Genomic DNA, 23267 nt, shown 5'->3' on the forward strand with positions numbered 1-23267 from the left:
CGCTGCGCATTCCCCGGCCGGTAATTTTCGTTATCTCACCGCAGCGCCGGAGACCGCCGTGACGATGTATTTCTGGAAAAACAGGTAGACGATCAGGATTGGTGCACCGGCGAACACCGCCTGCGCCATCAGGAAGCCGATGCCTTCGGACTGGGCGAAATTGGTCTGTGTCGAGGCCATGCCGACCGTCAGCGTGAACATGTCCTTCTTCGTTGCCGAAATCAGCGGCCAGAAGTAATCGTTCCACGCGCCGAGAAAGGTGAAGATGCCGAGCGTCGCCTGTGCGGGCAGCGTGAGCGGCAGAAGCACCTTCCAGAAAATCCTGAAGCGGCCGGCATTGTCCAGCATGGCGGCTTCGTCCAGCTCCTTCGGGATGGCCTTGAAATATTGGGTCATCAGGAAGACGCCGAACGGAGCCGAAAGGCCTGGCAGAATGAGCCCTTGATAGGTGTTGTGGAACTTCAGCATGCTGAATATCTGGTGGCGGGCGACAAGCACTGCCTGTTCCGGGACCGCCAGGCCGAACAGCACGATCACGAACAGCACGTCCCGGCCGGGGAAATTCAGCCGTGCAAAGCCGTAGCCGGCGAGCGACGACAGGATCAACGTGCCGAGCGTCAATCCGCCCGAGACGATGATGCTGTTGCGCACCCAGATGAACACCGACGAAGTGCCGACGGTGTTGATGTAGTTCTTCAGTGTATAGGGCGCGTGGAACACCGAATTCGGATCGGCCATCAGCTCTGCATTGTCCTTGAGCGACAGGCCGATGACCCACAGAACCGGCGCGATCATGACGATCGAAAGCAGGATGACGAGGGCCAGCAACAAATGGTCGCCAAATGCCCGTCCCTTGATGGAAACTGCTGGGGCGCTCATGCCTGGTCTCCCCTGCTGCGTGTGACCAGGTACTGGGCCATGGCCGCGATCAGGATGAGGATGAACAGGATTTCCGATGCCGCGGCACCCAAGCCGAGATCCCAGCGACGGAATGCGGTGTCGTAGATGTAGAGCACGAGCGGTTTGGTCAGGTTGTTCGGGCCGCCGCGCGTCATCAGCCAGGCCTGGCCGAACAGCTGGAATTGCAGCACGATCTGGATAATGATCACCAGGATGAAGGTCCGTTTGATCGACGGCAGCGTGATCGAGCGTAACGTCTGCCAGCGATTGGCATTGTCCAGGGCTGCCGCTTCGTAAATATCCTGCGGAATCTGCTGGAGCGCCGAGAGAAAGAGCATCATCGGCAGGCCGATGCACCACCAGATGGTGGCAATGGCGATGCCGACCATCGCAAGGTTGGGATCGGAAATGAAAGCCGGGGCAGTTGCGCCGAACCATCCGTAGATCGTCGATAACAGGCCGACATTCGGAATGAAAACGATGCGCCAGATCAGCGTGACGATGGTGACCGACAGCACCGAGGAGGAAAAGAACAGGGTCCGCAGCACCGCGGCAGTGCGCGTGCGGCGATTGAGGCAAAGCGCCAGAAAAAGGCCGATCAGCGCCAGCGTCGGCACCGTCAGCAGCACGAAGTAGAAGGTGTTCCAGATCGATTGAAGGAAGACCTTATCGTGATACAGCCTGACGTAATTGCCGAAACCGACAAAATTTCCGGACGAGAACGTGTCGGCCTTGTGGAAACTCAGCCACATCCCCCAGAGCAGCGGGAAGAGCAGCAGCGTCGTGAAGAAAAACAAGAATGGCGCAACGAAAATGAAGTTTCGCCATTGCGGCGCATAGATGTCGGCGGTCGGGGCTCTGACGCCGGCGGCGAGCGTCGCGGTCGGGGTCATCGCCAGCCGGTCAACCATGTCAGGCCTCCCTCGCGTGCCAGGCGCGGCCGGTCTCGTTGAACAGATGCGATTTCTGGCCGTCGAAGGCGAGCCCGATCCGGTCGCCGACGGCGACGCGGCTGTTACCGGCATCCGAGCCGACGATCTGCTGGCCATCGCCCAGCCGCGCGTAGATCAGGGTGCGTTCGCCGAGCCGCTCGAGCACATCGACCACGCCGTCGGCATTGCCCTGTCCGGCGGCAACGATGCGGACGTCTTCCGAACGGATGCCGAAGGTGTACTTGCCATCGGTCAATTGGCTGGAGGCGATCTCGGTCTGCACCGATATGCCGTCCGCAAACCTGGCCGTGACGTTCTCTCCGGATTTGTCGAGCGTCGCGTCGACAAAGTTCATTGCCGGCGCACCGACGAAACCGGCGACGAATTTGGTCGCCGGGCGCTCGTAGATCTCCATCGGAGTGCCGATCTGATCGATCTTGCGATTGTTCATGACGACGATGCGGTCGGCGAGCGTCATTGCCTCGACCTGATCGTGGGTGACGAAGATCATTGTCGACTGCAGGCGCTGGTGAAGCTGGGCAAGTTCGATGCGGGTGCGGGTGCGCAACGCCGCATCGAGATTGGAGAGCGGCTCGTCGAACAGGAAGGCCTTCGGCTCCTTGACGATCGCACGGCCGATGGCGACGCGCTGGCGCTGACCGCCGGAGAGCTGGCCCGGCTTGCGATCGAGCAAATGCGGCATTTCGAGGATGCGGGCGGCTTCGTTGATGCGCGCCTCGATGACCTTGCCTGGTACGCCGATATTCGCAAGTCCGAAGGCCATGTTGTCGCGCACCGTCATGTGCGGATAAAGCGCATAGGACTGGAACACCATGGCAATGCCGCGCTTGCCCGGCGGCAGATGATCGATGCGCTCATTGTTGATGGCAATCTCGCCGCTATCGACAGCTTCGAGACCGGCAATCATTCGAAGAAGCGTCGATTTTCCGCAACCGGACGGCCCCAGAAACACGATGAATTCGCGTGCCCTTATGGAGAGCGACAGATGATCCAGCACCGTCATGGCACCGAACTGCTTGCTCACATTCCTGATCTCGATATCGGCCGTCACGTTGACGCTCCTCCTCAGCGTTTGCGCTTTCTCGATGATCCGCCCCGAAGTCAGAGCCTCAGGCGTATGACTTGGTAGGAATAGGCCGGCAGCGACAGGCTCAGCTTGCCGCCGATGACCGAGGCGCCCTCACCCTTCCTGGGGCCGACTTTGCTTGGGTTTTCGGCCGAATTGACGGCTTTCAGATCGGCGTGTGCCATCACTTGGTGATCGACGATCTCCGCTGCGCCGAAGCCGGTGAAGTCGACCACTGTTTCGATTGCCTCGCTCGAATGGCGGTTGACGGCAAAGAAGGTGACGTGGCCGGTTTGCCTGTCGTGCACACCGGCGACATCGACATAGGCGACGTCGCCCGCAACGGTGGATTTGTAGGTCGGGCTTTCCACCTTGAGATCCAGCGCATTGCCGCGGCCGTAGGTAGAAGCAAACAGATAGGGGTAAAAAATCGTCTGGCGCCATGCCGGGCCATTCGGAACGGTCATGATCGGCGCAATGACGTTGACCAGTTGCGCCAGGCAGGCGATCTTGACGACATCGGAACGGCGGATGAAGGTGTTGAGGATCAGGCCGACCTGCAGCACATCCTCGAAATTGTAGATGTCTTCGAGCAACGGCGGAGCAAAGGGCCAACCGTCGCTGCCGCCGAGTATTTTCTTGTCCTGCTCCTTGGAATGGTACCAGACGTTCCATTCGTCGAATGAGATGTAGACCTGCTTGTTGGAGCGCTTCTTGGCCTTGATATAGTCGATGACGCCGGCGACCGAGACAATGTAGTCGTCGAGCTTTTCGCTCATGGCGAGATAGTTCGGAGCGTCGTTGGCTTCGTTGTCAAAATACATGTGCAGCGAGATGTGGTCGACTTCGTTGTAGGTATGGTCGAGAACGGTCGCTTCCCATTCAGGGTAGGTCGGCATCTTGGCATTCGAAGAGCCGCAGATCACGAGCTCGAGCGACTTGGAGAAGGCGCGCATGGCCTTGGCCGTCTCATGCGCCAGCCGGCCATACTCGTCCGCGGTCTTGTGGCCGATCTGCCAAGGACCGTCCATTTCGTTGCCGAGGCACCAGAGCTTGACGTCGAAGGGCTCCTTGCGGCCGTTGGCGATGCGCTTGTCGCTCCATTTACTGCCGCCGGGATGGTTGGCGTACTCCAGAAGGTTGCGTGCTTCGTCGAGGCCGCGCGAGCCGAGATTGACGGCAAGCATCATCTCGGTGTTGGCGGAGGTGCACCAATCGGCAAATTCATGCAGCCCGACTTCGTTGCTTTCCGACGTGTGCCAGGCGAGGTCGAGCCGCACCGGGCGCTCCTCCTTGGGGCCGATGCCGTCTTCCCAATTGTAGGCGGAGACGAAATTGCCGCCGGGATAGCGGACGATCGGAACATTTAGTTCCCTGACGAGATCGATGACGTCCTGACGCATGCCATTGGCATCCGCCGTCGGATGGCCTGGCTCGTAGATGCCGGTATAAACTGCCCGCCCGAGATGCTCGATGAAGGATCCGTAGAGCCTCGGATCGATTTCCGAGACAACATAGTGCGGATGTGCCGTAACGGCTGCCTTCATGCATTCCTCCCATCGATATCACAAATGATGATTTAAATCATCTTGCCCGATATCAAAGGTGAATTGGCAGCTGTTCGTCAAGCCAAAATTGCCAAAAGTAGGACAATTAGACGAAGGCTTTGGCTCAGTAAAAAGTCAGTCATTTGAAATTGCTGCACTATTTTTCAAACCCGGTTTGATGATATCAACCGGTTTTGATCCTGAGCAGGATATCCTGATCGTAATTTCCAAAGCCCTTGCCGAAAATGTTGATCCCGCCGGGGCGTTTGGCGTCGTCCTTAACGCCGATACGAATACGGATTGAATGATGGCTCTTCAGATCGAGTGCAACGAGGCCGGTTTCGGAAATCCTGACGCCGTCGACATAGGCGCCGTCAGTGGCAATTCGCCAGTTCTTCAGCTTGCCGTATTGCGAGCCCTTGAGCTTCCACCAGGAAGGCGTGAAGACGCCGCGCTTGTCGCCGAAATCTCCCGGTGACGTCCAGGTGCCGACATCGACTCCATTGATCGTCAGGGTGATGTCAGAGGGCCAATCGGCGCTGGTGCCCGGCACTTCCGAGGACAGCTCAATCGCCACTTCGAGTTCGGTGATCTCGGTATTGGCGAGCTTGGCATTGTTAGGGAACTGGTATTCGACAAAGCCGCGCGTGAACCACAGCAGCCCGGCCTTCATGCGGTCCGGATCGAGGAAGGTGTTCGGTACATCGAGCAGGCCGATGATGCCGTCCGGCGAACAAAGGCCGCAGGGCGCGGTAACCTCGAAGCCGGTGTAAAGCCCGATCGGCATCGACACTTCGATCGCGTCGTTCTTGACCGCACGATATTCGCTCTTGAACACGACGAGCACTTCTTCGGCCGTCGGATAACAGATTTTCTGACTGCCTTTCTTCGCTTTCTGGTTCTCGGTGCGGATCAGCCCCGCATCCTCTAGCACCTGGATATTGGTCGAGACGGTCGACTGCGGCAGCGACAGCACGGCGGCGATTTCGTTAACATTCATCGGCCCTTTCTCATGCAGCAGTTTCAGCATCGAGATACGCGTCGAGGAGGCAAGCCCCTTGAGCACGGCAATGCCTTCCTCAGGTTCGATCACCAGAAAATTGCGACTCATGAAATTGCCCGGCCCACGCAAATTTATATCCGAAATTATCCTGTATATCGGGATATCTGATTTAATCAACGTGCAGGCAGAACCCCGAGCATTTTGTTGAATCCAGCAGAGCGATGGTCGCGCGGTGGCCCTGCACAGAATTCGTGCAGGAGCCATATGCAGAGTGGACACCTGAACGCTGATCGCCCAATCTAGTCCGCAGCCGAGCCCGGTGATGGCGGCTCGCACACATAAACTGGTTGGACGGGTCGTGACCAAAGGGTGGAAATTATACGATCAGCGGCTGGCCTGGGTCCTTGTCGCGCCTGTGCTTTTGCTGCTTACCCTGCTTCTGCTGCTGCCGATCGCGATGATGACGGTCTATACATTTTTCACGTTCGTCACCGCGGGAGTGGAGTCGGCGGTGCTGACCTTCGACAACTGGAAGGAATTCCTCACCGACAGCTACTATCACGGTTTTCTTTGGAAGACCGTTCGCGTCGGCGCCATCACCGCAGTGATCTGCGCGATCCTTGGCTATTTCCCCGCCTATTTCATCTGGGCCACGACCTTCAAGCACAAATGGCTGCTGTTGCTGCTGCTCATCGTGCCGTTCTGGATCAGCTTCACCATCCGAACATTCTCGTGGATCCATATTCTCGGCGAACAAGGCCTGATCAACGTCGTGCTCATCAGGCTGGGGGTCATCAACGAGCCGTTGCCGATGCTCTACACCGAGGGCGCCGTCATCATGGGGCTGCTGCATTTTCTGCTGCCCTACATGATCCTGAACGTCTATGTCAGCCTGGAAAGCATCGACCGCACCCTGATCGCCGCCGCCCGCTCGATGGGCTGCACCAGCGCACAGGCATTTCGCGAAGTGACCCTGCCGCTGTCGATGCCGGGGCTGGGCGCCGGGCTGTTGCTCTGCTTCGTGCTGGCGGCCGGCTCCTATGTGACGCCGCAGCTGCTCGGAGGAAGCCGCGACGCGCTGTTCGGCAACCTGATCTACGATACCATCATGGGGCAGCTCAACTGGCCGATGGGCGCTACGCTTTCCATCGTCCTGTTCGTCCTGCTCGGCGCGGCCGCGGCCGGCTACAGCCGCTATATGGGCCTGTCGCAGATCATGAAGGGTCTCAGTGCATGAGAGCGGAACACCCCGATCGGGAAGGCAGATGGGCCTGGCGGCTGACCGGCGTGATCACGGTGTGCGTCTATGTCTTCATGTTCGCGCCGATCCTTGCGACGGTCGTGCTCTCCTTCAATGCCTCGATGTTCGGCGGCTTTCCCCTCACCGGCTTCAGCCTGCGCTGGTATGAAAAGCTGCTCACCAACGAGCCGGTCCTCGACGCCTTCCGGACATCGATGTGGATTGCCCTGGTGACGGCAGCGGTAACGACGCTGCTCGGCATCATGGCGGCATTGGCGCTGGTGCGCTTCGAGTTCCGTGGCAAGCAGGCGATCAACACGCTTGTCATCCTTCCCGCGCTGGTCCCCGAGACGATACTCGGCGTCGGCTTGCTGGTCATGATCAAAGCCATCGATCAGCCGCGCAGCATGACGCTTCTGGTGCTCGGCCACATTCTGCTCACGCTCCCCTACGTGGTGCTGATCGTCCAGGCGCGCATGGTCGGCATCAAACGCTCCTATGAGGAGGCAGCGCTATCGCTCGGGGCGCCGCGCGTATCGACATTCCGGGAGATCACGCTGCCGCTGCTCGTTCCCGCAGTGCTTGCCAGTGTGCTGCTCGCTTTCACCATCTCGTTCGACAACACCTCGGCCAGCCTGTTCTGGCGGCCGGCGGGCGTCGAGACCATGCCGACGCAAATTCTTTCTATGCTGAAGATCTCGATCAGCCCCGAGGTGAACGCGCTGGGCACTGTCATGATCCTTTTGACGGTCGGCATCCCCTTGGCTGGCGGGCTCATCCTGCAAAGCCTCAGCTGGTTCAAGGCAAGCAAGTGAAAATGAAAATGGGAGAACGGAAATGAAACTGACAACCACCAAACGACTGGAACGGCTCAACGAACGCTATGCCAATGGCGACATCAGCCGGCGATCATTCCTGACGCTGACGGCGGCCGCCGCCGCGGCCACCGGGCTTTCCATGCCTTGGATGGGACGCGCCCTGGCCGCTGTCTCGGAAGTGCGCTTCGACGGATGGGGCGGCGTGGTGCAGGAGGCGATCGACAAGTACGCCTTCCAGCCCTACACCGCCAAGTCCGGCGTCAAGGTCGTCCAGGGTACCTTTGGCGATGAGAACGAGATCATCACCAAGATCAAGACGTCGAAGCCGGGCGACTTCCAGATCGTCCATTCTTCGGGCGTCAACTACTACATCAAATACGTCAATGGCGGTTTCAATTCGGAGATCAACGAGGCGAACATCCCCAACATGGCCAATGTGCTGACTGCCATGATCGACCCGTTCCGCAAGATCACGCCGAAGCTGTCGGCAGTGCCATATGATTACGGCACCACCGGCATCGCCTACAACAACAAGGTCATCTCGCCGGAGGAAGCCAAGGAAAAAGGCGCCAACCTGCTCGCCGACAAGAAATATGCCGGCAAGATCGGCGGCTACGCCGATATGACGACACGCGTCTGGTATGCGGCGCTGCAGACGAAACAGGACCCCAACAACATCCAGGACATGGATGCGGTCTGGGCCAAGGTTCGCGAGACCCGCGACCTGGCCAAGAAGTTCTGGAGTTCCGGCGCGGAATTGATGGACCTCCTGTCGAGGAACGAGATCGTCGTCACCGACGCCTGGTCCGGACGCGTCGCCGCCCTGCAGCAGCAGGGCCAGCCAATCGGCTATCTCGATCCTGCCGGCTCATACGCATGGATGGAGGACATGCTGGTGCTTAAGGGATCGCCGATGGCCGAATGCGAGGAGCTGATCAACTTCATGCTGGATCCGGCCACGTCGATCGCCGTCGCCGAGGGCCAGAACTATCCGCCATCGCTTGACCCGACCAAGGTGAAGCTGACCGATAAGATCGCAGCGCTTCCGGCCTTCGACCCGACCGGATCGATGAAGTCGCTGACCTTCGCCGATCCGCTCTACTGGGCGAAGAACGAAGACGCCTGGACCAAGCAATGGGACAGGGTGTCGAAAGGTGCATGACGACAACAGCCACGACCAGCAGCCCCGGCCGGCTTCGGCCGGGGCTGATCGCGACCCGCTCGCCCAGGGCGAGAGCCAGCCGATAGGAAAGCCTGCGGTCGAGTTTCGCGACATCGATATTTTCTACGGCAAGTTCGCAGCGGTTCGCGATTTTTCGCTGGCGATCCGCAAGGGCAGTTTCGTCACCTTGCTTGGGCCGTCCGGCTGCGGCAAGACGACGATCCTGCGATCGATCGCGGGCCTGGTCGACATCTCCAGTGGCCAGATCTCGATCGGCGGAAAGCGGGTCGACGACATCCCGATCTACAAGCGCAACATCGGTCTGGTGTTTCAGAACTACGCGCTCTTTCCGCACAAGAACGTCTTCGACAACGTCGCATTCGGGCTGAAATACAGGAACGTGCCGAAAGCCGAGATCGTGCGCCGGGTCAAGAAGGCGCTGGATATGGTGCGGCTTCCCGGCAGTGAGACAAAACTGCCCTCACAGCTCTCGGGTGGCCAGCAGCAACGCATCGCACTGGCCCGCGCCATCGTTTTCGAGCCGGAAGTGCTGCTCATGGACGAGCCCTTGTCGGCGCTCGACGCCAATATGCGCGAGGACATGCGCGTCGAGATCAAGAAAATTCAGAAGGAGACGGGAATCACCGCCATCTTTGTGACGCACGACCAGGAAGAAGCCTTGTCGATGTCCGACCGCATCGTCGTGATGAATGCCGGACTGATCGAGCAGATCGGCTCCCCCGAGCAGGTCTACGACCAGCCGGCCACCGCATTCGTCGCGAATTTCCTTGGCAAGGCCAACATGCTGCCTGGCAGCGTGACGGCGATGGACGGCAAGATGGCGACGATTGCGCTCACCAGCGGCCATGTCGTAAAAGCGGCCGCGCCCAAGGCGCTCGCGACCGGCAGCGCGATCACCGTCGTCGTTCGCCCGCAGAAGCTTACCGTCGGTACCGTTGGCGCGGTCAACAGGCTCGCGGGACGGATAGTCTCGACCTCCTATCTCGGCGGCAATGCGGTCTACGAGATCGACATCGGCGCCGGCACGCAGGTGCGTGCCAACACGCTGATTGACGGCCGGCCGCTGCGCGAAGGCGAAGCGGTCGATGTCTGCTTCGAACCGCTGGCGTGCGTGCTTCTCGATGCGCAAGGCGTTCGCATTGCATAGCGAGGAGGCGCTAAGTCGTTCGACCTCAGTCTTTCGCGTCAGCCTTTGGCTCGAGAAACCGCGCATAAACCTCACCGACAATGCCGCGCCGGAAAACCAGCACGCAGACCATGAAGGTCAGACCGGTGGCGATGGTCACCGGAAAGTTGGAGGTGGCGAGCGTGTTTTCCAGGCCGACGACCAGACTGGCGCCGATGATCGGCCCAACCATGGTGCCAATGCCACCGAGGAGCGTCATCAGGATCACCTCGCCCGACATTTGCCAGGTGACGTCGGTGAGTGTGGCAAACTGGAAAACGATCGCCTTCAGCGCGCCGGCGAGCCCGGCCAATGTTGCCGACATGACGAAAGCCGCCAGCTTGTAATTGGCGACCGAATAGCCAAGCGAAATGGCGCGGTTCTCGTTTTCCCGGATGGAACGCAAGATCATGCCGAAAGGCGAGTTGACGATGCGCCAGACGGCGAACACGCCGATCAGGAAGACTGCCAGCACGAAATAATAGATGTTCATCGAGACATTCAGGTCGAGCATGCCAAGCAGCCTACCGCGCGGCACGCCCTGGATGCCGTCCTCACCTCCGGTGAAGGACGCCTGTACGCAGAAAAAGAAGAACATCTGCGACAGCGCTAGCGTGATCATGGCGAAATAGATGCCTTGCCGCCGGATGGCAAAGAAGCCCATGACCAGGCCGAGCAGGGCCGCGCCAAGGACGCCGAGCAGGATGCCCGCTTCCGGCGGCCAGCCCCAGACCTTGACCGCGTATGCGGTGAAGTAGGCCGCCCCGCCGAAGAATGTCGCATGGCCGAAGGACAACAGCCCAGTGTAGCCGAGCAGAAGATTGAACGCGCAGGCAAACAGCGCAAAGCACAGCATCTTCATCAGGAAGATCGGATAGACGAAGAAAGGCGCCACCAGCAGCGCTAGGATGCCGAGCCCCACCAGCGTCCATTCAAGCCATGCCGAACTTTTGGCGCGCCTCTCGCGAAGTGTGAGTTCGGCCATCTCAGGCATCCCTTCCGAATAGGCCGGCGGGCCGGACCAGAAGCACGATCGCCATGATGACAAAGACCACCAAATTGGAGGCTTCGGGATAGAAAACCTTGGTCAGGCCTTCGGCGAGGCCAAGCATGTAACCGGTGACGATCGCACCCAGGATCGACCCCATGCCGCCGACCACGACAACGGCGAAGACGACGATGATGAGATCCGACCCCATCAGCGGGCTCACCTGATATATCGGCGCGGCGAGAACCCCCGCAAGCCCCGCTAGAGCGGCACCGAGGCCGTAGGTAAGGGTCAGCAGCAACGGCACGTTGACGCCGAAAGCCTGGACCAGGCGAGGGTTCTCCGTTGCCGCCCGCAGATAGGAACCCAGCCTGGTCTTCTCGATCAACGCCCAGGTTCCGAAGCAGACGATCATCGAGGCGACGACCACCCAGCCGCGATAGTTGGGCAGGAACATGAAGCCGAGATTGGTGCCGCCGGAGAGCAGCGGCGGCACGGAATAAGGACTTCCTGATACGCCATAGTAGTAACGGAACACGCCTTCGAGCACGAGCGCGAGGCCGAAGGTGAAAAGCAGGCCATAGAGCGGGTCGATATCGTAAAGCCTCGACAGCGCAAGGCGCTCGACCACGATGCCGAAGCCGCCGACGATCAGCGGCGACAGGATCAGAGCCGGCCAGTAGCCGATGCCGAACCGGGTAAGAAGCAGGTAGCCGATGAAGGCGCCGAGCATATAGAGCGCGCCATGAGCGAAATTGATGACGCGAAGCAGGCCGAATATGACGGCCAGGCCCAGACTCAACATTGCATAGAACGAGCCGTTGATGAGGCCGACCAGCAACTGGCCGAGGAAAGCCTGAACGGGTATTCCGAAGATCATCGTCATGGCGCCATCATACACCCAGCACTTCATGCAGCAGCGTCATGCGGTCCGGCAGTTCGCCGACCGGGAAGCCCGCCACGACCTTGCCGTGCTCCATCAGGTAGAAACGATCGGTGACGCGGCTGGCAAAGCGGAAATTCTGCTCGACCAGCAGGATCGTCATGCCGCGCTTTTTCATTGTCGCCAGCAAATCGCCGATGCGCTGCACGATGACGGGAGCCAGGCCCTCGGTCGGCTCATCGAGAAGCAGCATTTTCACGCCGGTTCTCAGCATGCGCGCGATCGCCAGCATCTGCTGCTCGCCGCCCGACAGCCTGGTGCCGGGGCTGTTGCGTCGCTCCTTCAGATTGGGGAAGAGATCGAATATTTCCTCCACGCTCATGCCGCCCTCGGCGACGATCGGCGGCAGGACCAAATTCTCGTCTACGGTCAGTGTGGCGAAGATGCCGCGTTCCTCGGGCACCAGGCCAATGCCTTGATGCGCGGTCCGGTGCAGCGGCAGGCGCATCAGATCCTTGCCGTCGAAAGCGATCTGGCCGGTCCGCTGGCGGATCAACCCGACAATGGCGCGCAATGTCGTGGTCTTGCCGACGCCGTTGCGGCCCAGCAACGTCACCGTTTCACCTGGAAAGACCTCCAGATCGACGCCGTGAAGCGCGTGGCTCTCGCCATACCAGGCGTTGAGGCCGCGGACTGCAAGAAGAGGCGCGGCGTCACTCATCGGCGGTGCCCATATAGGCGATCCTCACCCGTTCGTCGCGACTGACCGTGGCGTAGTCGCCGGCGGCAAGGATCTCGCCGCGCTGCATGACGGTTATCCAGTCGCAAAGATCGGCCACCACCGTCAGATTGTGCTCGACCATCAGCACGGCGCGATCCTTGGCCACCGAGCGGATGATGTCGGAAACCGTGCGCACATCCTCATGCCCCATGCCGGCCATCGGCTCGTCCAGCAGCAGCACTTTCGGGTCGAGCGCCAGCGTCGTGGCGATCTCGAGCACGCGTTTCCTGCCATAGGAGAGATCGGCGGCGGGCCTGTTCTTCGCATCGTCGAGGCCGACCGACCGCAAAAGCTCCTCGGCGCGCGGCGTCAATCGATCGAGCGCGGCCAGCGAGCGCCAGAACTGAACGCTGAGCCCGCCCGGCCGCTGCAGCGCGACGCGCACATTGTCGAGCACGCTGAGATGCGGAAACACCGCCGAGATCTGGAACGAGCGCACCAGGCCCATCCGCGCGACCTTAGCCGGCGACGTGCGGGTGATGTCGTGGCCGAGCAGTTCGATCCTGCCGCTCGTCGGCGGCAGGAACTTGGTGAGCAGGTTGAAGACGGTGGTCTTGCCGGCGCCGTTTGGCCCGATCAGCGCGTGGATATTGCCGTGGTAGAGGTCGAGATCGACATTCCTGACCGCAACGAAGCCGGCGAAGTCGCGCCGCAGGCCGCGGGCGGAAAGCACCACCCGCGGCCCATTCGGTTCGGGCGGCGCCATCGGCCCGCCAATCACTCGCTGGCCGTGGGACAGCCGCTTTCCTTGGGGCTCAGGAACGCCTCGCTGCCGGGAATTGTGGCAAGGGGTTTGTAGTAGTCCCACTCCTTGGTGCTCTCGCTCGGCGACTTGACCTGATAAAGATACATGTCGTGGACCATGTTGCCGTCGGACTGTACTTTGCCGTTCGCCGTAAAGACGTCGTTCACCGGCATCGAATGCAATTCCTTGGCGACGGCTTCAGTCGCGTCGGTGCCGGCCTTGTCGATCGCCTTCAGATACTGCGTCACCGCTGAATAGGTTGCGGCCTGGATCATGTTCGGCATACGTTTGGTGCGTTTGAAGAAGCGCTGGGCGAACTCGCGGCTCTTGTCGTCGCGATCCCAGTAGAAGCCTTCGGTCAGCACCACGCCTTGCGCCGCCTCGAGGCCGAGCCCATGCACCTCGGCCAGCGTGAATAGAAGCGCTGCAAGGCGCTGACCACCCTGCACGATACCGAATTCGGCCGCTTGCTTGATGGAGTTGGAGGTGTCGAGGCCGGCATTCGCCAGCCCGATGACCTTGGCGCCCGACGATTGCGCCTGCAGCAGGAAGGATGAATAGTCGGTCGAGCCGAGCGGATAGCGCACCTCGCCAACCGCCTTGCCGCCATGACCCTCGACGAACTTGGCGGTCTGCTCCTTGAGCGAATAGCCGAATGCATAATCGACGGTGACGAAGAACCAGCTGTCGCCGCCTTGCTGAACGAGAGCGCCACCGGTTCCTACCGCCTGCGAATGCGTGTCATAGGCCCAGTGGAAGCCGTAGGGCGAGCACTGTTTGCCGGTGAGCTCGGTGGTCGCGGCGCCGGTAACGATGTCGATTTTCTTTTTTTCCTTGGAAATCCCCTGGACGGCGAGCGCCACCGACGAGGTGGTCAGTTCCATGATGGAATCGACCTGTTCGGTGTCATACCACTGCCGCGCAATGTTGGAGGCGATGTCCGGCTTGTTCTGGTGGTCGGCGCTGACGACCTCGATCGGCGCTCCTTGCACCTTGCCGCCGAAATCCTCGACCGCCATCTTGGCGGCCTCGACCGACCACTTGCCGCCGAAATCGGCATAGACGCCCGACTGGTCGTTGAGAATGCCGATCTTGACCTTGCCGTCGGAAATCTCGGCGGCTGAGGCAGGCATCGCAGTCGCTGCAAGAAGCGCGGCCGAGACCAGGTATGATATCTTCATTGGTGACTTCCTCCCTTATGGTCGACAACAGCAACATGTCGGCGGCTGCCTGCTGCGGCACGAAGAGTGGCCTCCCGCAACTCATCCTTTCCGCGCAAAATCACGCAGCGCTGTGCGGCCGCCTATGCCCGTCCCTCAAATCGTAGCATCGCTCGGCAACGCGAGAACAGTTACTTTAGTATTAGGTTCGCGGTGCCAGGCCGCGCACCGTCGAAGCGCAACATAGGGCCGGATCGTGCGGGGTCCAGATGGCGCCTGGTCGCGCCGAAGCAGACGCGCGCCGTCATGAAATTCCGGACTGAACGGTCGTGATCAGACGTTGTAGCTGAACGGGAACTTCTGTTCTCAACCGCCGGCGGGATGATGGCATGCAACCAGGCGGCCTTCGCCAATGCTTTGGAGAAGCGGACGCTCGCTGCGGCAGGTCGGGGTGGCGGCCGGGCAACGGGTGTGGAACCGGCATCCAGAAGGTGGGTTCATCGGGCTGGGCAGGTCCCCCTTGAGCACCAGCCGCCCGCGCCGCGCCCGGTCGATGCTGGGTATCGGCACGGCGGAACGCAGCGCCGCGGTGTAATGGTGTCTGGGCGCCGCAAAGACCTCGTCGGTCGGCCCGCTCTCCACGATCGATCCCAGATACATGACTGCCACGCGCGTCGAAATCTGACGCACCACGGAAAGGTCGTGGGCGATGAACACATAGGTCAGGTTGAACTCCTCGCGGAGATCGGCGAGCAGATTGACGATCTGCGCCTGGATCGACACGTCGAGTGCCGAGACCGGCTCGTCGGCCACGATCAGCCGTGGCCGGAGCGCCAGCGCGCGGGCGATGCCGATACGCTGGCGCTGGCCGCCGGAGAATTCGTGCGGATAGCGCGATGCGTGCTGGGGCGACAAGTCGACCCGGCGCAGAAGCTCGGCCACCCGATCCGCCATTTCCGATGCCGAGAGGCGTTCATGGATACGGAATGGATCGGCCAGCAGATCGCCGACCCGCCGGCGCGGATTGAGCGAAGCGCTGGGATCCTGAAAGACCATCTGCATCTGCCGCCGCAACGGACGGAGCTGACGCTGGGAAGCATCGGTGATGTCGCGGCCCTCGAATTCCAGCGACCCCGAGCTGATTTCGGTCAGACGCACCAGACACCGGCCGAGCGTGGACTTGCCGCAACCGGACTCTCCGACGATGCCGAGGGTTTCCCCCGGCCAGATGTCGAGCGACACCGTATCGACCGCATGCACCGTCCGGCGCTGCGCCGGGAAGATCGAGCGGCCGACGCTATAACGTTTCGACAGATCGCCGGCGCGAAGCAGCGGCTGCTCGCGTGGCATGGCATTCATCGTTGCATCTCCACGCCGCCAGGCCTCTGGACGGCGAACTGTCTGCGCGTGGCCTCCGGCAACAAGCAGGCGGCGCGATGGCTCTCCCCTCGCATGATCGGCAGCTGGACCAGACAGGCGTCGTGGCGAAAGGCGCAACGGGGGCCGAAGGCGCAGCCTTTCGGCAGATTGGAGAGCGAGGGCGGAATTCCTGGGATGGCGGCGAGCCGGGCCGGACGTGGTCCCTCCATTGGCGGGATCGAGCCGAACAAGCCCCATGTGTAGGGATGCAGCGGCGCCCGGAACACGCTGCTCTTGCCGCCCTCCTCGACAAACCGTCCGCCATACATCACCAGCACCCGGTCCGCGACTTCGGCGACGACGCCAAGATCATGCGTGACCAGGATCACCGCGGAGCCGAACTGGTCGCGCAGCCGTCCGATCAGTTCGAGGATCTGCGCCTGCACGGTAACGTCGAGGGCTGTGGTCGGTTCATCCGCGACGAGCAGCACCGGGTTGCACGAGAGCGCCATGGCAATCACCGCACGCTGGCGCATGCCGCCGGAAAGCTGATGCGGGTAGCCGTCGACGACCCGATCCGGATTTGCGATGCCGACCGCATCCAGCAATTGCACGGCCCTCGCCCGCGCCGCTTTCGCCGACACTTTTTCATGCGCGCGCACCTGCTCGCCGATCTGGTTGCCGACCGTATGCACCGGGGTGAGCGCTGACATCGGATCCTGGAAGATCATCGCGATCTGGCGGCCGCGAATGGCATCGAGCGCGCGCCGCTTGAGCCCTATCAGCTCCTGTCCCATGAAACGGATGGAACCGGAGACGATAGCGTTGGGGCTGTCGATCAGCCCCATGATGGCGAGCAAGGTCTGGCTTTTGCCAGAACCGGATTCGCCGACCACCCCGACGATTTCGCGCTGCTCGACGGCAAACGAGACACCTCCCACTGCCCGCACCAGGCCCTCGTCGCTGCGGAAGGAGACAGTGAGATCCTTGACCACCAGAAGAGGAGCATCAGCCGACATTGCGCGCCCTCGGGTCGATGATGACGAAGACGACGTCGACGACGAAGTTTGCCATCACCACGAAGAAGGCGGCGTAGATCACCGTGGCCAGGATCATCGGCAGATCGAGGGTCTGCAGTGCCTCATAGGTCAGTTTTCCGACGCCCTGCAATCCGAAGACCACTTCGGTCAACAGCGCGCCGCCACCGACCAGGGCACCGAAATCGAGGCCGAACATGGTAACGAACGCGACCAGCGAGGTTCTGAGGCCATGATGCAGCAACACCCGGCGCTCGCCGATCCCCTTGGCCCGAGCGGTGCGGATGAAATCCTCCTGCATCATCTCGATCAGGCTTGCCCGCAGCACCCGGCCGTAGAGGCCGACATAGAGGGTTGCCAGCGTGAACCACGGAATGACGAGCGCCTTGAACCAGCCCCAGGGGTTCTCGGTCAGGGGGATGTAGCCGAGCGGAGGAACCCAGGAAAACAGCCAGCTGTCGTGCCAGCGGCTTTGCGTCAGCAGGTTGGCGACCTCACCCAGCCAGAAAACCGGAATGGACACGCCGACCAAGCTCAGGATCATCAGCGCCCGGTCGACGAATGTACCGCGCGTTGCGCCTGCGATCACCCCGACAATCAGTCCGCCCAGCACCCACAGCACTGCCGCGCCGCTGACCAGCGACAGCGTCACGGGGATGGCGCTTATCACGGTGGGAATGACGCGTTGCCCGCGATTGACGAAGGAGGTGAGATCCCGGCTGACAAAAAGCCGGTTCATCATCAGCCCATATTGCACCGGCAATGGCCGGTCGAGACCGAAATCGTGGCGGACTTGGATCAACGTCTCTTGCGAAGCATTGCGGCCGGCAATGCGCGCCGACGGATCGGCGCCGGGCGTCGCAAAGAAGATCAGGAAAGCGACGACACTGATGCCGAACATGACCAGCACCATCTGGCCGAGCCGGAAGCCGAGCGCGGCAACCACTAGACGCCCCTCGGCGAGGATTTCGGATCAAGCGCGTCGCGCACCCCGTCCCCCAGAATGTTGAGGGCCAGCACCGTGATGACAATGGCAAGCCCGGGCGCGAGTGCCACGACCGGCCGCGAATAGAGCAGGCCCTGGCCGTCCTGGATGATCGTGCCCCAGCTGGCATCCGGCGGCTGCACGCCGATCGACAGGAACGACAGCGAGGATTCTGTCATCATGTTGAGCGCCAGGATCAACGGCACGAAAACGATAATCCGGGTCACCACATTGGGCATGATGTCGCGCAAAAGGATGCGCCAGGGCGACGCGCCTAAACCGATCGCAGCGGTTACGAATTCGGCATGCATCAAGGTCAGGACATGGCCGCGGATCGGCCGCGCCACATAAGGCACATAGACGATGCCGATGATGAAGACCGGTAGCCAAAGGCTGCCGGAGCGGATTTCGAATGGACCGATCTGGATACTCTGCGCAATCAGCACGATCGACAGCGAAATCGCCAGCAGGAAAATCGGAAAGGCCCAGAGCACGTCGAGAATGCGCGACAGGCCGATGTCGACGATACCGCCGAAGAACCCGGAAACGACCCCGAGAAACGTCGCGAGGACGAGACACAGCACGGCTGCAGCACCCGAGATCAACAGCGAATCCCGTCCGCCGTAAAGCAGCCGCGCCGCGACGTCGCGGCCCTGGTTGTCGGCACCGAGCAGATAGGGGCCGATGCGCCAGGTCGGCCCGATCGGCGTCATGCCGAGGCCAAGGCCTTCGGTGGAGGGCTGCAGCACCGGCTGGGTCACCCCATCCACGACGATCTCGCCATTGAGATTGGTCACAAATGGATCGGTGCCGGAGACATATCGCGCATAAAGCGGCGCCGCCAGCGAGGCGATCACGATGACAACGAGCACGGCGAACGCAGATATTGCCGAACGATCGCCTTTCAGCTTACGCCATGCCGTGCGCCACGGGCCATCGGTGGCCCGGCGAACCGGGATGGCGGGCTGGTCCGCAATGACATTGACCATGAACAGGATTGCCTAGGAAAAATCTCGGCCTGGAAGATGCGCTGATCCGGCGCAAAAGGAAATGCGACGGAGAGCCGGCGGCGCTCCGTCGCATTGGGCTCCCCGGGGTTATTCCACCCAGGATTGGCTGACGATCCAGTAGAATTGCGGGCTGAAGGTGAAGTTCTTCAGCCTGGACGAGATGACATCGACCCGCTTCGGCGTGAACAGGACGGCGACCGGAGCCTTGTCCGTCACAGCCTTGTCGATGGCGGTCCAGAGTGTCGCGCCCTTGGCCGGGTCGACGATAGTGGCTGTTTCTGCCTCGGCCATCGATGCGTCGATCGACTTGTCACAGAAACCCGAAATGTTGACCGATGCGTCGGAACCCGGCGTGAACGAGGCACAGCTGAACAAGACCTGCAGAAAATTCGATGGCGCCGGGTAATCCTGGAACCATTGCGAGATCGAAATCTGCACCTTGTTGTTGGTGTTCTGGATGTAGGTGAACTGGATGTTCTGCGAGATCGGCTTGACCGACGTCTTGTAGCCGAGCTGGTTGAGCACATCCTGCAGATAGACGCCGATCGCCTTGGAGACGGTGGTGTCCTCCGTGATGATCGTCACCTCCTGACCTGCGGTTCCCGATTCAGCAACCAATTGCTTGGCCTTGTCCATATCCGGTGCGGACCACTTCTCGCCCGGATTGGCGGTAAACGGGCAATAAGCTGCAAATGACGGGAAGCCCGGCGGCAGGATCTGACAGGCCGGCTGCGCCAGATTGCTGCCGCCGAAGAGCTTGACGATCGCGGCGCGGTCGATGGCGAAGTTCACCGCCTGGCGAACGCGGATGTCGTTGAACGGCGCCAGATTGTTGTTCATCGGCGCATACCACATCGCCGTCAGCGGATGAACCGTGACCTGGCCGACATATTTGGTGCCGAGTTCGGCGAGACGGTCGGACGGCGGGGGATCGAACATCCAGTCCGCCTGCCCGTTCTCGACCGCCGTCACCGCCGCCTCGTCGGTAAGGCCGAATTCATAATCGATCTCATCCGGATATCCGGCCGGCTGCGCTTCCTTGCTCCATTCCTTGAAGTGGGGATTGCGCACGATCTTCATCAGCTTGTTGGGGTCGTAGCTTGCGATCATGTAGGGTCCGGTGCCCGGGATCGGATCGGTGCCGGCGTCCTTGAGCGGCGCGCTCGCCGGCAGGATCGACGCGTGCGGAACGGCCAGCTTCTGCAGGAACTCGGCATCCGGCTGGACCAGGTTGAAGGCAATGGTTCCGGCAGCATCGTCGACCGACAGGCCACCTTCGAGAGTACATGTAGCGGGCGCCTTCAAGCACGCATCCGCGCCGATGATGCCTTTGTAGAAGGTCCCGGCCGTCGGCCCGCTGATCTTGAAGATGCGCTGGAACGAAGCGACTACGTCCTTCGTGGTGACATCGGAGCCGTCGGCGAACTTGATGCCCTTGCGCAGCTTGAACACATAGGTCTTGCCGCCGTTCTCGACCTGCGGGAGGCTTTCCGCCAGATCCGCGACGACCTCGAAGCCGGTCTTGTCCCCGGCCTTCTTGTAGGTCACGAGGCCATCGTAGAGGACATAATTGATCTGGAAATACTGCAACGTGTAGTTGATGTGTGGATCGGCGGTGCCGGCCGCGGCATTGGCCAGCAATCGGAGTGTGCCGCCTGGCTTACCCTCCGCCGCCAAGGCGCCGCTCGCCGGCGACATCATCGTCATGCCGAACAGAGCCAGGCCGGGTATCAATGCTGCAAGTGCTTTTTGGGGTCGCATATTTGTGTTCCCTCAAGGAGACGTGTCGGCTTTTGCCGCGCTGAACCCGGTCGATCGACCATGGCGCGGCTGAAAAACAGTCCTGGGTCTGCGAACGGCGTCCGCTACTTCGCCCAATCGCAAAAGACTACGGCGAGCGAAGCCGAAGGGGAAAGCTATTAAGATAGATAGGGTCGGACAGGCTTGTCCCCGCCTATTTGTTGAGCACCCAACCGACCTGGCTATTTGACAAGCAATGGCCAACGGGTAAGCTTGCCGGATGCAAAGCCTTCCAGGCGATCTAGAGAGCCGGTTCCGAACGGGGATGAGCATCGACGCTGCCATGGCGGTGGCGACGGAGGTGCTGGAGCCCATCGGTTTCACCGCGTTCATCTACGACTATACGCCCGTGCCGGTCAGCCACAACGGCGAGCTTATCACGCCCTCGCTGATGGCTCTGCGCAACGTCCCGCGCGACATGCAGGATCTCTGGTGCAAGGGCGGATATTATCAGCTCGACCCGGTGCAGGAGGCCGCGCTCGCCGTATCGAGACCGTTCCTCTGGTCGCACAACGGTGTTCAGAGCACCGTTATGCAGCGCGTGCTTCAATCCAAGCATGATCCCGTCGTCAGCTATTTGCTCGACACCAGGATGACTTGCGGCGTCACCGTCCCCATTCGCCTTGCCGGCGGCGATCTCGCCACCTTCACCGCGATCCGTGCCGATCCGGAGGCCGGGTTCGAGACCGAAGCCAGACATTTCATCGCCGAGATCGGCGATCTCAGTCATCTGCTGCATGATTCCGTCTACGCCGGTTTCGATGCTGGAATCCGCACCTGCCAACATGTCCATCTGACGTCGCGCGAACGCCAGTGCCTGCGCCTAGCCGCTGCCGGACTGACGGCCAAGCAGGTCGCGCGCGAAATTGGCCGCGCGGTGCCAACCGCAACGCTGCACCTCAACGCCGCGACACGCAAGCTTGGCGCCCGCAACCGCTTCCATGCCATCGCGCTCGCCGCCCACTATCGGCTGCTCGAACCGGAGCATTGAGGCTCGCGATCCGAGGGCGACCGGCCTCGCCCGGGCAAACCTATAACGAGCAAACCTATAAATAATGCTAGCTGTAAATGCGCCGGGCCGCTTAGTACCGTCGGCCGCAAAACAAGGCTTGGGAGGGCCCGCACTTTGGCTCCTGCCGCGCCAGGATGCGGAGCTTAGACTGTGACGGCACATGCGACCACCGAAGGATTTAGCGACTACAAGGGTTATCGCACCTGGTACCGCATGACTGGGGACCTCGGTTCGAGCCAGCTGCCCCTGGTCGTCGCTCATGGCGGACCGGGCTGCACGCACGACTATGTGGATTCTTTCAAGGAGCTTGCCGACACCGGACGAGCCGTCATCCATTACGATCAGATCGGCAATGGCAAATCGACCCATCTGCCGGACAAGGGCGGCGACTTCTGGACCGTCGATTTCTTCCTGGGCGAGCTCGATGCGCTGCTCACCCACCTAGGCATTGCCGACCGCTACGCTCTGCTCGGCCAGTCCTGGGGAGGCATACTCTCGGCCGAGCACGCCGTGCGGCGCCCTGAGGGACTCAAGGCGTTGATCCTGGCCAATTCGCTGGCCTCAATGGCGCTGTGGGTGGAAGGGGCTCAGCAATTGCGCGCCGGGCTGCCTGCTGATGTGCAAAGTGCGCTCGACCGGCACGAAGCGGCGGGAACCACCGATCATCCGGAATATGTTGCGGCGACCAAAGCCTTCTACGACCGCCATGTCTGCCGCGTCGTTCCGATGCCGCCAGAGGTCGCCCGGACATTTGCGGCAATCGAGGAAGATCCGACCGTCTATCACACCATGAACGGCCCCAATGAGTTCCACGTCATCGGCACGATGCGGAACTGGACCATCGTCGACCGCCTGCATCAGATCGAGGCGCCGACCCTGGTTTTCCGAGGCTTCTACGACGAAGCGACCGAGGCCTGCGTCCAGCCCTTTCTCGATCGTATTCCGCACGTCGAAGGCCTGGTTTTCCCGAATTCAAGCCACATGCCGCACGTGGAGGAAAAGCACGACTGCCTCGCCGCCGTCGGGCGCTTCGTGGCCAAACACGATTGACCTTCCAGCAACACGCCTGGTCCGCTCAAACGCATCGTCGACGCCGCGCAGACGTCATGAAGACAGGTTCAGAAAACCTCGAACGGCCCTGCTGCCCCTTGCGCCGCCGACGCCCATTGTGATGGCTCTGCATTGGACGGCTCGCCGAGACTTAGTCGCTGAGAAACCTGACGGATACGGAGTGCGAGGGGACCCGATGCTGTCGACCCCCGAGTTTCGCTAAGCGCGTTGCAACCGAATTCATTAGCTGGCGTTAAAGTGCGGGTGGTTTAGCGGGAGGCTTTTCATGCAGACGTATCTCGTCGAGCGTATGGACGGCGACGATGTGATCTCGGTGCGCGTCGTCAACGCGCCGAGTCCGTTCAGAGCCGCAGCCATGGTGACGGATGGGCATGTTACCTTCCGAACATGGGAAAAGGATTGGATCCGCGTGACTGACGAAAATCGGGGACAGATCTATGCATATTGTTTTGTCCCCGGCAGCTACTCCGACACCGAACCATTGCCGGTATCGCCCGGGAAAACCGCAGAATAGGCAATGTGCCTGAATAGCGGCAATTTCCGTCTTCGATCCTACTTTGG

General features: G+C 61.1%; 22 protein-coding genes. 7 read left to right on the plus strand and 15 right to left on the minus strand.

Features of this window, described 5'->3' with window-relative positions; translation table 11 throughout:
• Positions 1 to 30: 30 nt before the first annotated feature.
• From NKI85_RS15295 to NKI85_RS15315, 5 genes are all read right to left on the minus strand, one after another.
• Complete coding sequence (locus NKI85_RS15295; RefSeq protein WP_352524856.1) at positions 31 to 879, minus strand: carbohydrate ABC transporter permease; 849 nt, start codon at positions 877 to 879, stop codon at positions 31 to 33.
• Complete coding sequence (locus NKI85_RS15300) at positions 876 to 1793, minus strand: carbohydrate ABC transporter permease (protein WP_352524963.1); 918 nt, start codon at positions 1791 to 1793, stop codon at positions 876 to 878. The genes NKI85_RS15295 and NKI85_RS15300 overlap by 4 nt, the downstream gene beginning before the upstream one ends.
• A 19-nt stretch (positions 1794 to 1812) precedes the next feature.
• Entirely contained in the window at positions 1813 to 2904 is a 1092-nt protein-coding gene (locus NKI85_RS15305) for an ABC transporter ATP-binding protein (RefSeq protein WP_352524855.1), read from the minus strand.
• Between the two features lie 50 nt (positions 2905 to 2954).
• Positions 2955 to 4466 carry an arabinosylfuranosidase ArfA gene (arfA, locus tag NKI85_RS15310; RefSeq protein WP_352524854.1) on the minus strand — a complete coding sequence of 504 codons (1512 nt, stop codon included), beginning with the start codon at positions 4464 to 4466 and terminating at the stop codon, positions 2955 to 2957.
• 184 nt (positions 4467 to 4650) lie between these two features.
• Positions 4651 to 5577, minus strand: coding sequence for an ArsR/SmtB family transcription factor (locus NKI85_RS15315; RefSeq protein WP_352524852.1), 927 nt, complete (start codon positions 5575 to 5577; stop codon positions 4651 to 4653).
• 250 nt (positions 5578 to 5827) lie between these two features.
• Between NKI85_RS15315 and NKI85_RS15320 the strand changes: the two genes are divergently transcribed.
• The 4 genes from NKI85_RS15320 to NKI85_RS15335 are packed head-to-tail and all read left to right on the plus strand — an operon-like array spanning position 5828 to position 9857.
• Positions 5828 to 6706: an ABC transporter permease gene (locus NKI85_RS15320; RefSeq protein ID WP_352524850.1), complete on the plus strand. Its 879-nt coding sequence runs from the start codon at positions 5828 to 5830 to the stop codon at positions 6704 to 6706.
• Positions 6703 to 7524, plus strand: coding sequence for an ABC transporter permease (locus NKI85_RS15325; RefSeq protein ID WP_352524848.1), 822 nt, complete (start codon positions 6703 to 6705; stop codon positions 7522 to 7524). Before NKI85_RS15320 ends, NKI85_RS15325 begins: the two co-directional genes overlap by 4 nt.
• Positions 7525 to 7546: 22 nt before the next feature.
• Positions 7547 to 8689, plus strand: coding sequence for an extracellular solute-binding protein (locus tag NKI85_RS15330; protein ID WP_352524847.1), 1143 nt, complete (start codon positions 7547 to 7549; stop codon positions 8687 to 8689).
• Positions 8682 to 9857, plus strand: a complete 1176-nt coding sequence (locus NKI85_RS15335) for an ABC transporter ATP-binding protein (RefSeq protein ID WP_352524845.1) — start codon at positions 8682 to 8684, stop codon at positions 9855 to 9857. Before NKI85_RS15330 ends, NKI85_RS15335 begins: the two co-directional genes overlap by 8 nt.
• 25 nt (positions 9858 to 9882) lie before the next feature.
• On the opposite strand, the gene NKI85_RS15340 is transcribed toward NKI85_RS15335, so the two are convergent.
• The 10 genes from NKI85_RS15340 to NKI85_RS15385 form a co-directional block, all read right to left on the minus strand.
• The gene (locus tag NKI85_RS15340; protein ID WP_352776921.1) at positions 9883 to 10860 is read right to left on the minus strand and encodes a branched-chain amino acid ABC transporter permease; all 978 of its coding nucleotides are present in this window, start codon (positions 10858 to 10860) and stop codon (positions 9883 to 9885) included.
• A gap of 1 nt (position 10861) precedes the next feature.
• Complete coding sequence (locus tag NKI85_RS15345) at positions 10862 to 11749, minus strand: branched-chain amino acid ABC transporter permease (protein WP_352524842.1); 888 nt, start codon at positions 11747 to 11749, stop codon at positions 10862 to 10864.
• Between the two features lie 7 nt (positions 11750 to 11756).
• Complete coding sequence (locus tag NKI85_RS15350; protein WP_352524840.1) at positions 11757 to 12467, minus strand: ABC transporter ATP-binding protein; 711 nt, start codon at positions 12465 to 12467, stop codon at positions 11757 to 11759.
• Complete coding sequence (locus tag NKI85_RS15355; protein WP_352524838.1) at positions 12460 to 13233, minus strand: ABC transporter ATP-binding protein; 774 nt, start codon at positions 13231 to 13233, stop codon at positions 12460 to 12462. Before NKI85_RS15355 ends, NKI85_RS15350 begins: the two co-directional genes overlap by 8 nt.
• An 11-nt stretch (positions 13234 to 13244) precedes the next feature.
• Entirely contained in the window at positions 13245 to 14453 is a 1209-nt protein-coding gene (locus NKI85_RS15360; RefSeq protein ID WP_352524836.1) for an ABC transporter substrate-binding protein, read from the minus strand.
• A gap of 345 nt (positions 14454 to 14798) precedes the next feature.
• Positions 14799 to 15791, minus strand: a complete 993-nt coding sequence (locus tag NKI85_RS15365) for an ABC transporter ATP-binding protein (RefSeq protein WP_352524834.1) — start codon at positions 15789 to 15791, stop codon at positions 14799 to 14801.
• Positions 15788 to 16810 carry an ABC transporter ATP-binding protein gene (locus NKI85_RS15370; RefSeq protein WP_352524832.1) on the minus strand — a complete coding sequence of 341 codons (1023 nt, stop codon included), beginning with the start codon at positions 16808 to 16810 and terminating at the stop codon, positions 15788 to 15790. The genes NKI85_RS15365 and NKI85_RS15370 overlap by 4 nt, the downstream gene beginning before the upstream one ends.
• The gene (locus NKI85_RS15375; RefSeq protein ID WP_352524830.1) at positions 16800 to 17774 is read right to left on the minus strand and encodes an ABC transporter permease; all 975 of its coding nucleotides are present in this window, start codon (positions 17772 to 17774) and stop codon (positions 16800 to 16802) included. Before NKI85_RS15375 ends, NKI85_RS15370 begins: the two co-directional genes overlap by 11 nt.
• Complete coding sequence (locus NKI85_RS15380; protein ID WP_352524828.1) at positions 17774 to 18802, minus strand: ABC transporter permease; 1029 nt, start codon at positions 18800 to 18802, stop codon at positions 17774 to 17776. Before NKI85_RS15380 ends, NKI85_RS15375 begins: the two co-directional genes overlap by 1 nt.
• A gap of 108 nt (positions 18803 to 18910) precedes the next feature.
• Complete coding sequence (locus tag NKI85_RS15385; RefSeq protein ID WP_352776922.1) at positions 18911 to 20584, minus strand: ABC transporter substrate-binding protein; 1674 nt, start codon at positions 20582 to 20584, stop codon at positions 18911 to 18913.
• 304 nt (positions 20585 to 20888) lie between these two features.
• On the opposite strand from NKI85_RS15385, the gene NKI85_RS15390 reads away from it, so the two are divergent.
• The 3 genes from NKI85_RS15390 (at position 20889) to NKI85_RS15400 (ending at position 23220) form a co-directional block, all read left to right on the plus strand.
• Entirely contained in the window at positions 20889 to 21614 is a 726-nt protein-coding gene (locus NKI85_RS15390; RefSeq protein WP_352524824.1) for a LuxR family transcriptional regulator, read from the plus strand.
• Between the two features lie 171 nt (positions 21615 to 21785).
• A complete protein-coding gene (locus NKI85_RS15395; RefSeq protein ID WP_352524822.1) occupies positions 21786 to 22685 on the plus strand; it encodes a proline iminopeptidase-family hydrolase in 900 nt (299 codons plus the stop codon).
• A 286-nt stretch (positions 22686 to 22971) separates the two neighbouring features.
• Positions 22972 to 23220: a hypothetical protein gene (locus NKI85_RS15400; protein WP_352524820.1), complete on the plus strand. Its 249-nt coding sequence runs from the start codon at positions 22972 to 22974 to the stop codon at positions 23218 to 23220.
• Positions 23221 to 23267: the final 47 nt, after the last annotated feature.

This window comes from Mesorhizobium sp. M0571 (assembly GCF_040320985.1).
Lineage (GTDB): Bacteria > Pseudomonadota > Alphaproteobacteria > Rhizobiales > Rhizobiaceae > Mesorhizobium.

What these genes read in the sequence shown, in the direction of transcription:
- NKI85_RS15295 (WP_352524856.1), bottom strand. Translation starts at nt 879, where the DNA reads ATGAGCGCCCCAGCAGTTTCCATCAAGGGACGGGCATTTGGCGACCAT.
- NKI85_RS15300 (WP_352524963.1), bottom strand. Translation starts at nt 1,793, where the DNA reads ATGACCCCGACCGCGACGCTCGCCGCCGGCGTCAGAGCCCCGACCGCC.
- arfA (WP_352524854.1), bottom strand. Translation starts at nt 4,466, where the DNA reads ATGAAGGCAGCCGTTACGGCACATCCGCACTATGTTGTCTCGGAAATC.
- NKI85_RS15315 (WP_352524852.1), bottom strand. Translation starts at nt 5,577, where the DNA reads ATGAGTCGCAATTTTCTGGTGATCGAACCTGAGGAAGGCATTGCCGTG.
- NKI85_RS15325 (WP_352524848.1), top strand. Translation starts at nt 6,703, where the DNA reads ATGAGAGCGGAACACCCCGATCGGGAAGGCAGATGGGCCTGGCGGCTG.
- NKI85_RS15330 (WP_352524847.1), top strand. Translation starts at nt 7,547, where the DNA reads ATGAAACTGACAACCACCAAACGACTGGAACGGCTCAACGAACGCTAT.
- NKI85_RS15340 (WP_352776921.1), bottom strand. Translation starts at nt 10,860, where the DNA reads ATGGCCGAACTCACACTTCGCGAGAGGCGCGCCAAAAGTTCGGCATGG.
- NKI85_RS15345 (WP_352524842.1), bottom strand. Translation starts at nt 11,749, where the DNA reads ATGACGATGATCTTCGGAATACCCGTTCAGGCTTTCCTCGGCCAGTTG.
- NKI85_RS15350 (WP_352524840.1), bottom strand. Translation starts at nt 12,467, where the DNA reads ATGAGTGACGCCGCGCCTCTTCTTGCAGTCCGCGGCCTCAACGCCTGG.
- NKI85_RS15355 (WP_352524838.1), bottom strand. Translation starts at nt 13,233, where the DNA reads ATGGCGCCGCCCGAACCGAATGGGCCGCGGGTGGTGCTTTCCGCCCGC.
- NKI85_RS15360 (WP_352524836.1), bottom strand. Translation starts at nt 14,453, where the DNA reads ATGAAGATATCATACCTGGTCTCGGCCGCGCTTCTTGCAGCGACTGCG.
- NKI85_RS15365 (WP_352524834.1), bottom strand. Translation starts at nt 15,791, where the DNA reads ATGAATGCCATGCCACGCGAGCAGCCGCTGCTTCGCGCCGGCGATCTG.
- NKI85_RS15370 (WP_352524832.1), bottom strand. Translation starts at nt 16,810, where the DNA reads ATGTCGGCTGATGCTCCTCTTCTGGTGGTCAAGGATCTCACTGTCTCC.
- NKI85_RS15380 (WP_352524828.1), bottom strand. Translation starts at nt 18,802, where the DNA reads ATGGTCAATGTCATTGCGGACCAGCCCGCCATCCCGGTTCGCCGGGCC.
- NKI85_RS15385 (WP_352776922.1), bottom strand. Translation starts at nt 20,584, where the DNA reads ATGCGACCCCAAAAAGCACTTGCAGCATTGATACCCGGCCTGGCTCTG.
- NKI85_RS15390 (WP_352524824.1), top strand. Translation starts at nt 20,889, where the DNA reads ATGAGCATCGACGCTGCCATGGCGGTGGCGACGGAGGTGCTGGAGCCC.
- NKI85_RS15400 (WP_352524820.1), top strand. Translation starts at nt 22,972, where the DNA reads ATGCAGACGTATCTCGTCGAGCGTATGGACGGCGACGATGTGATCTCG.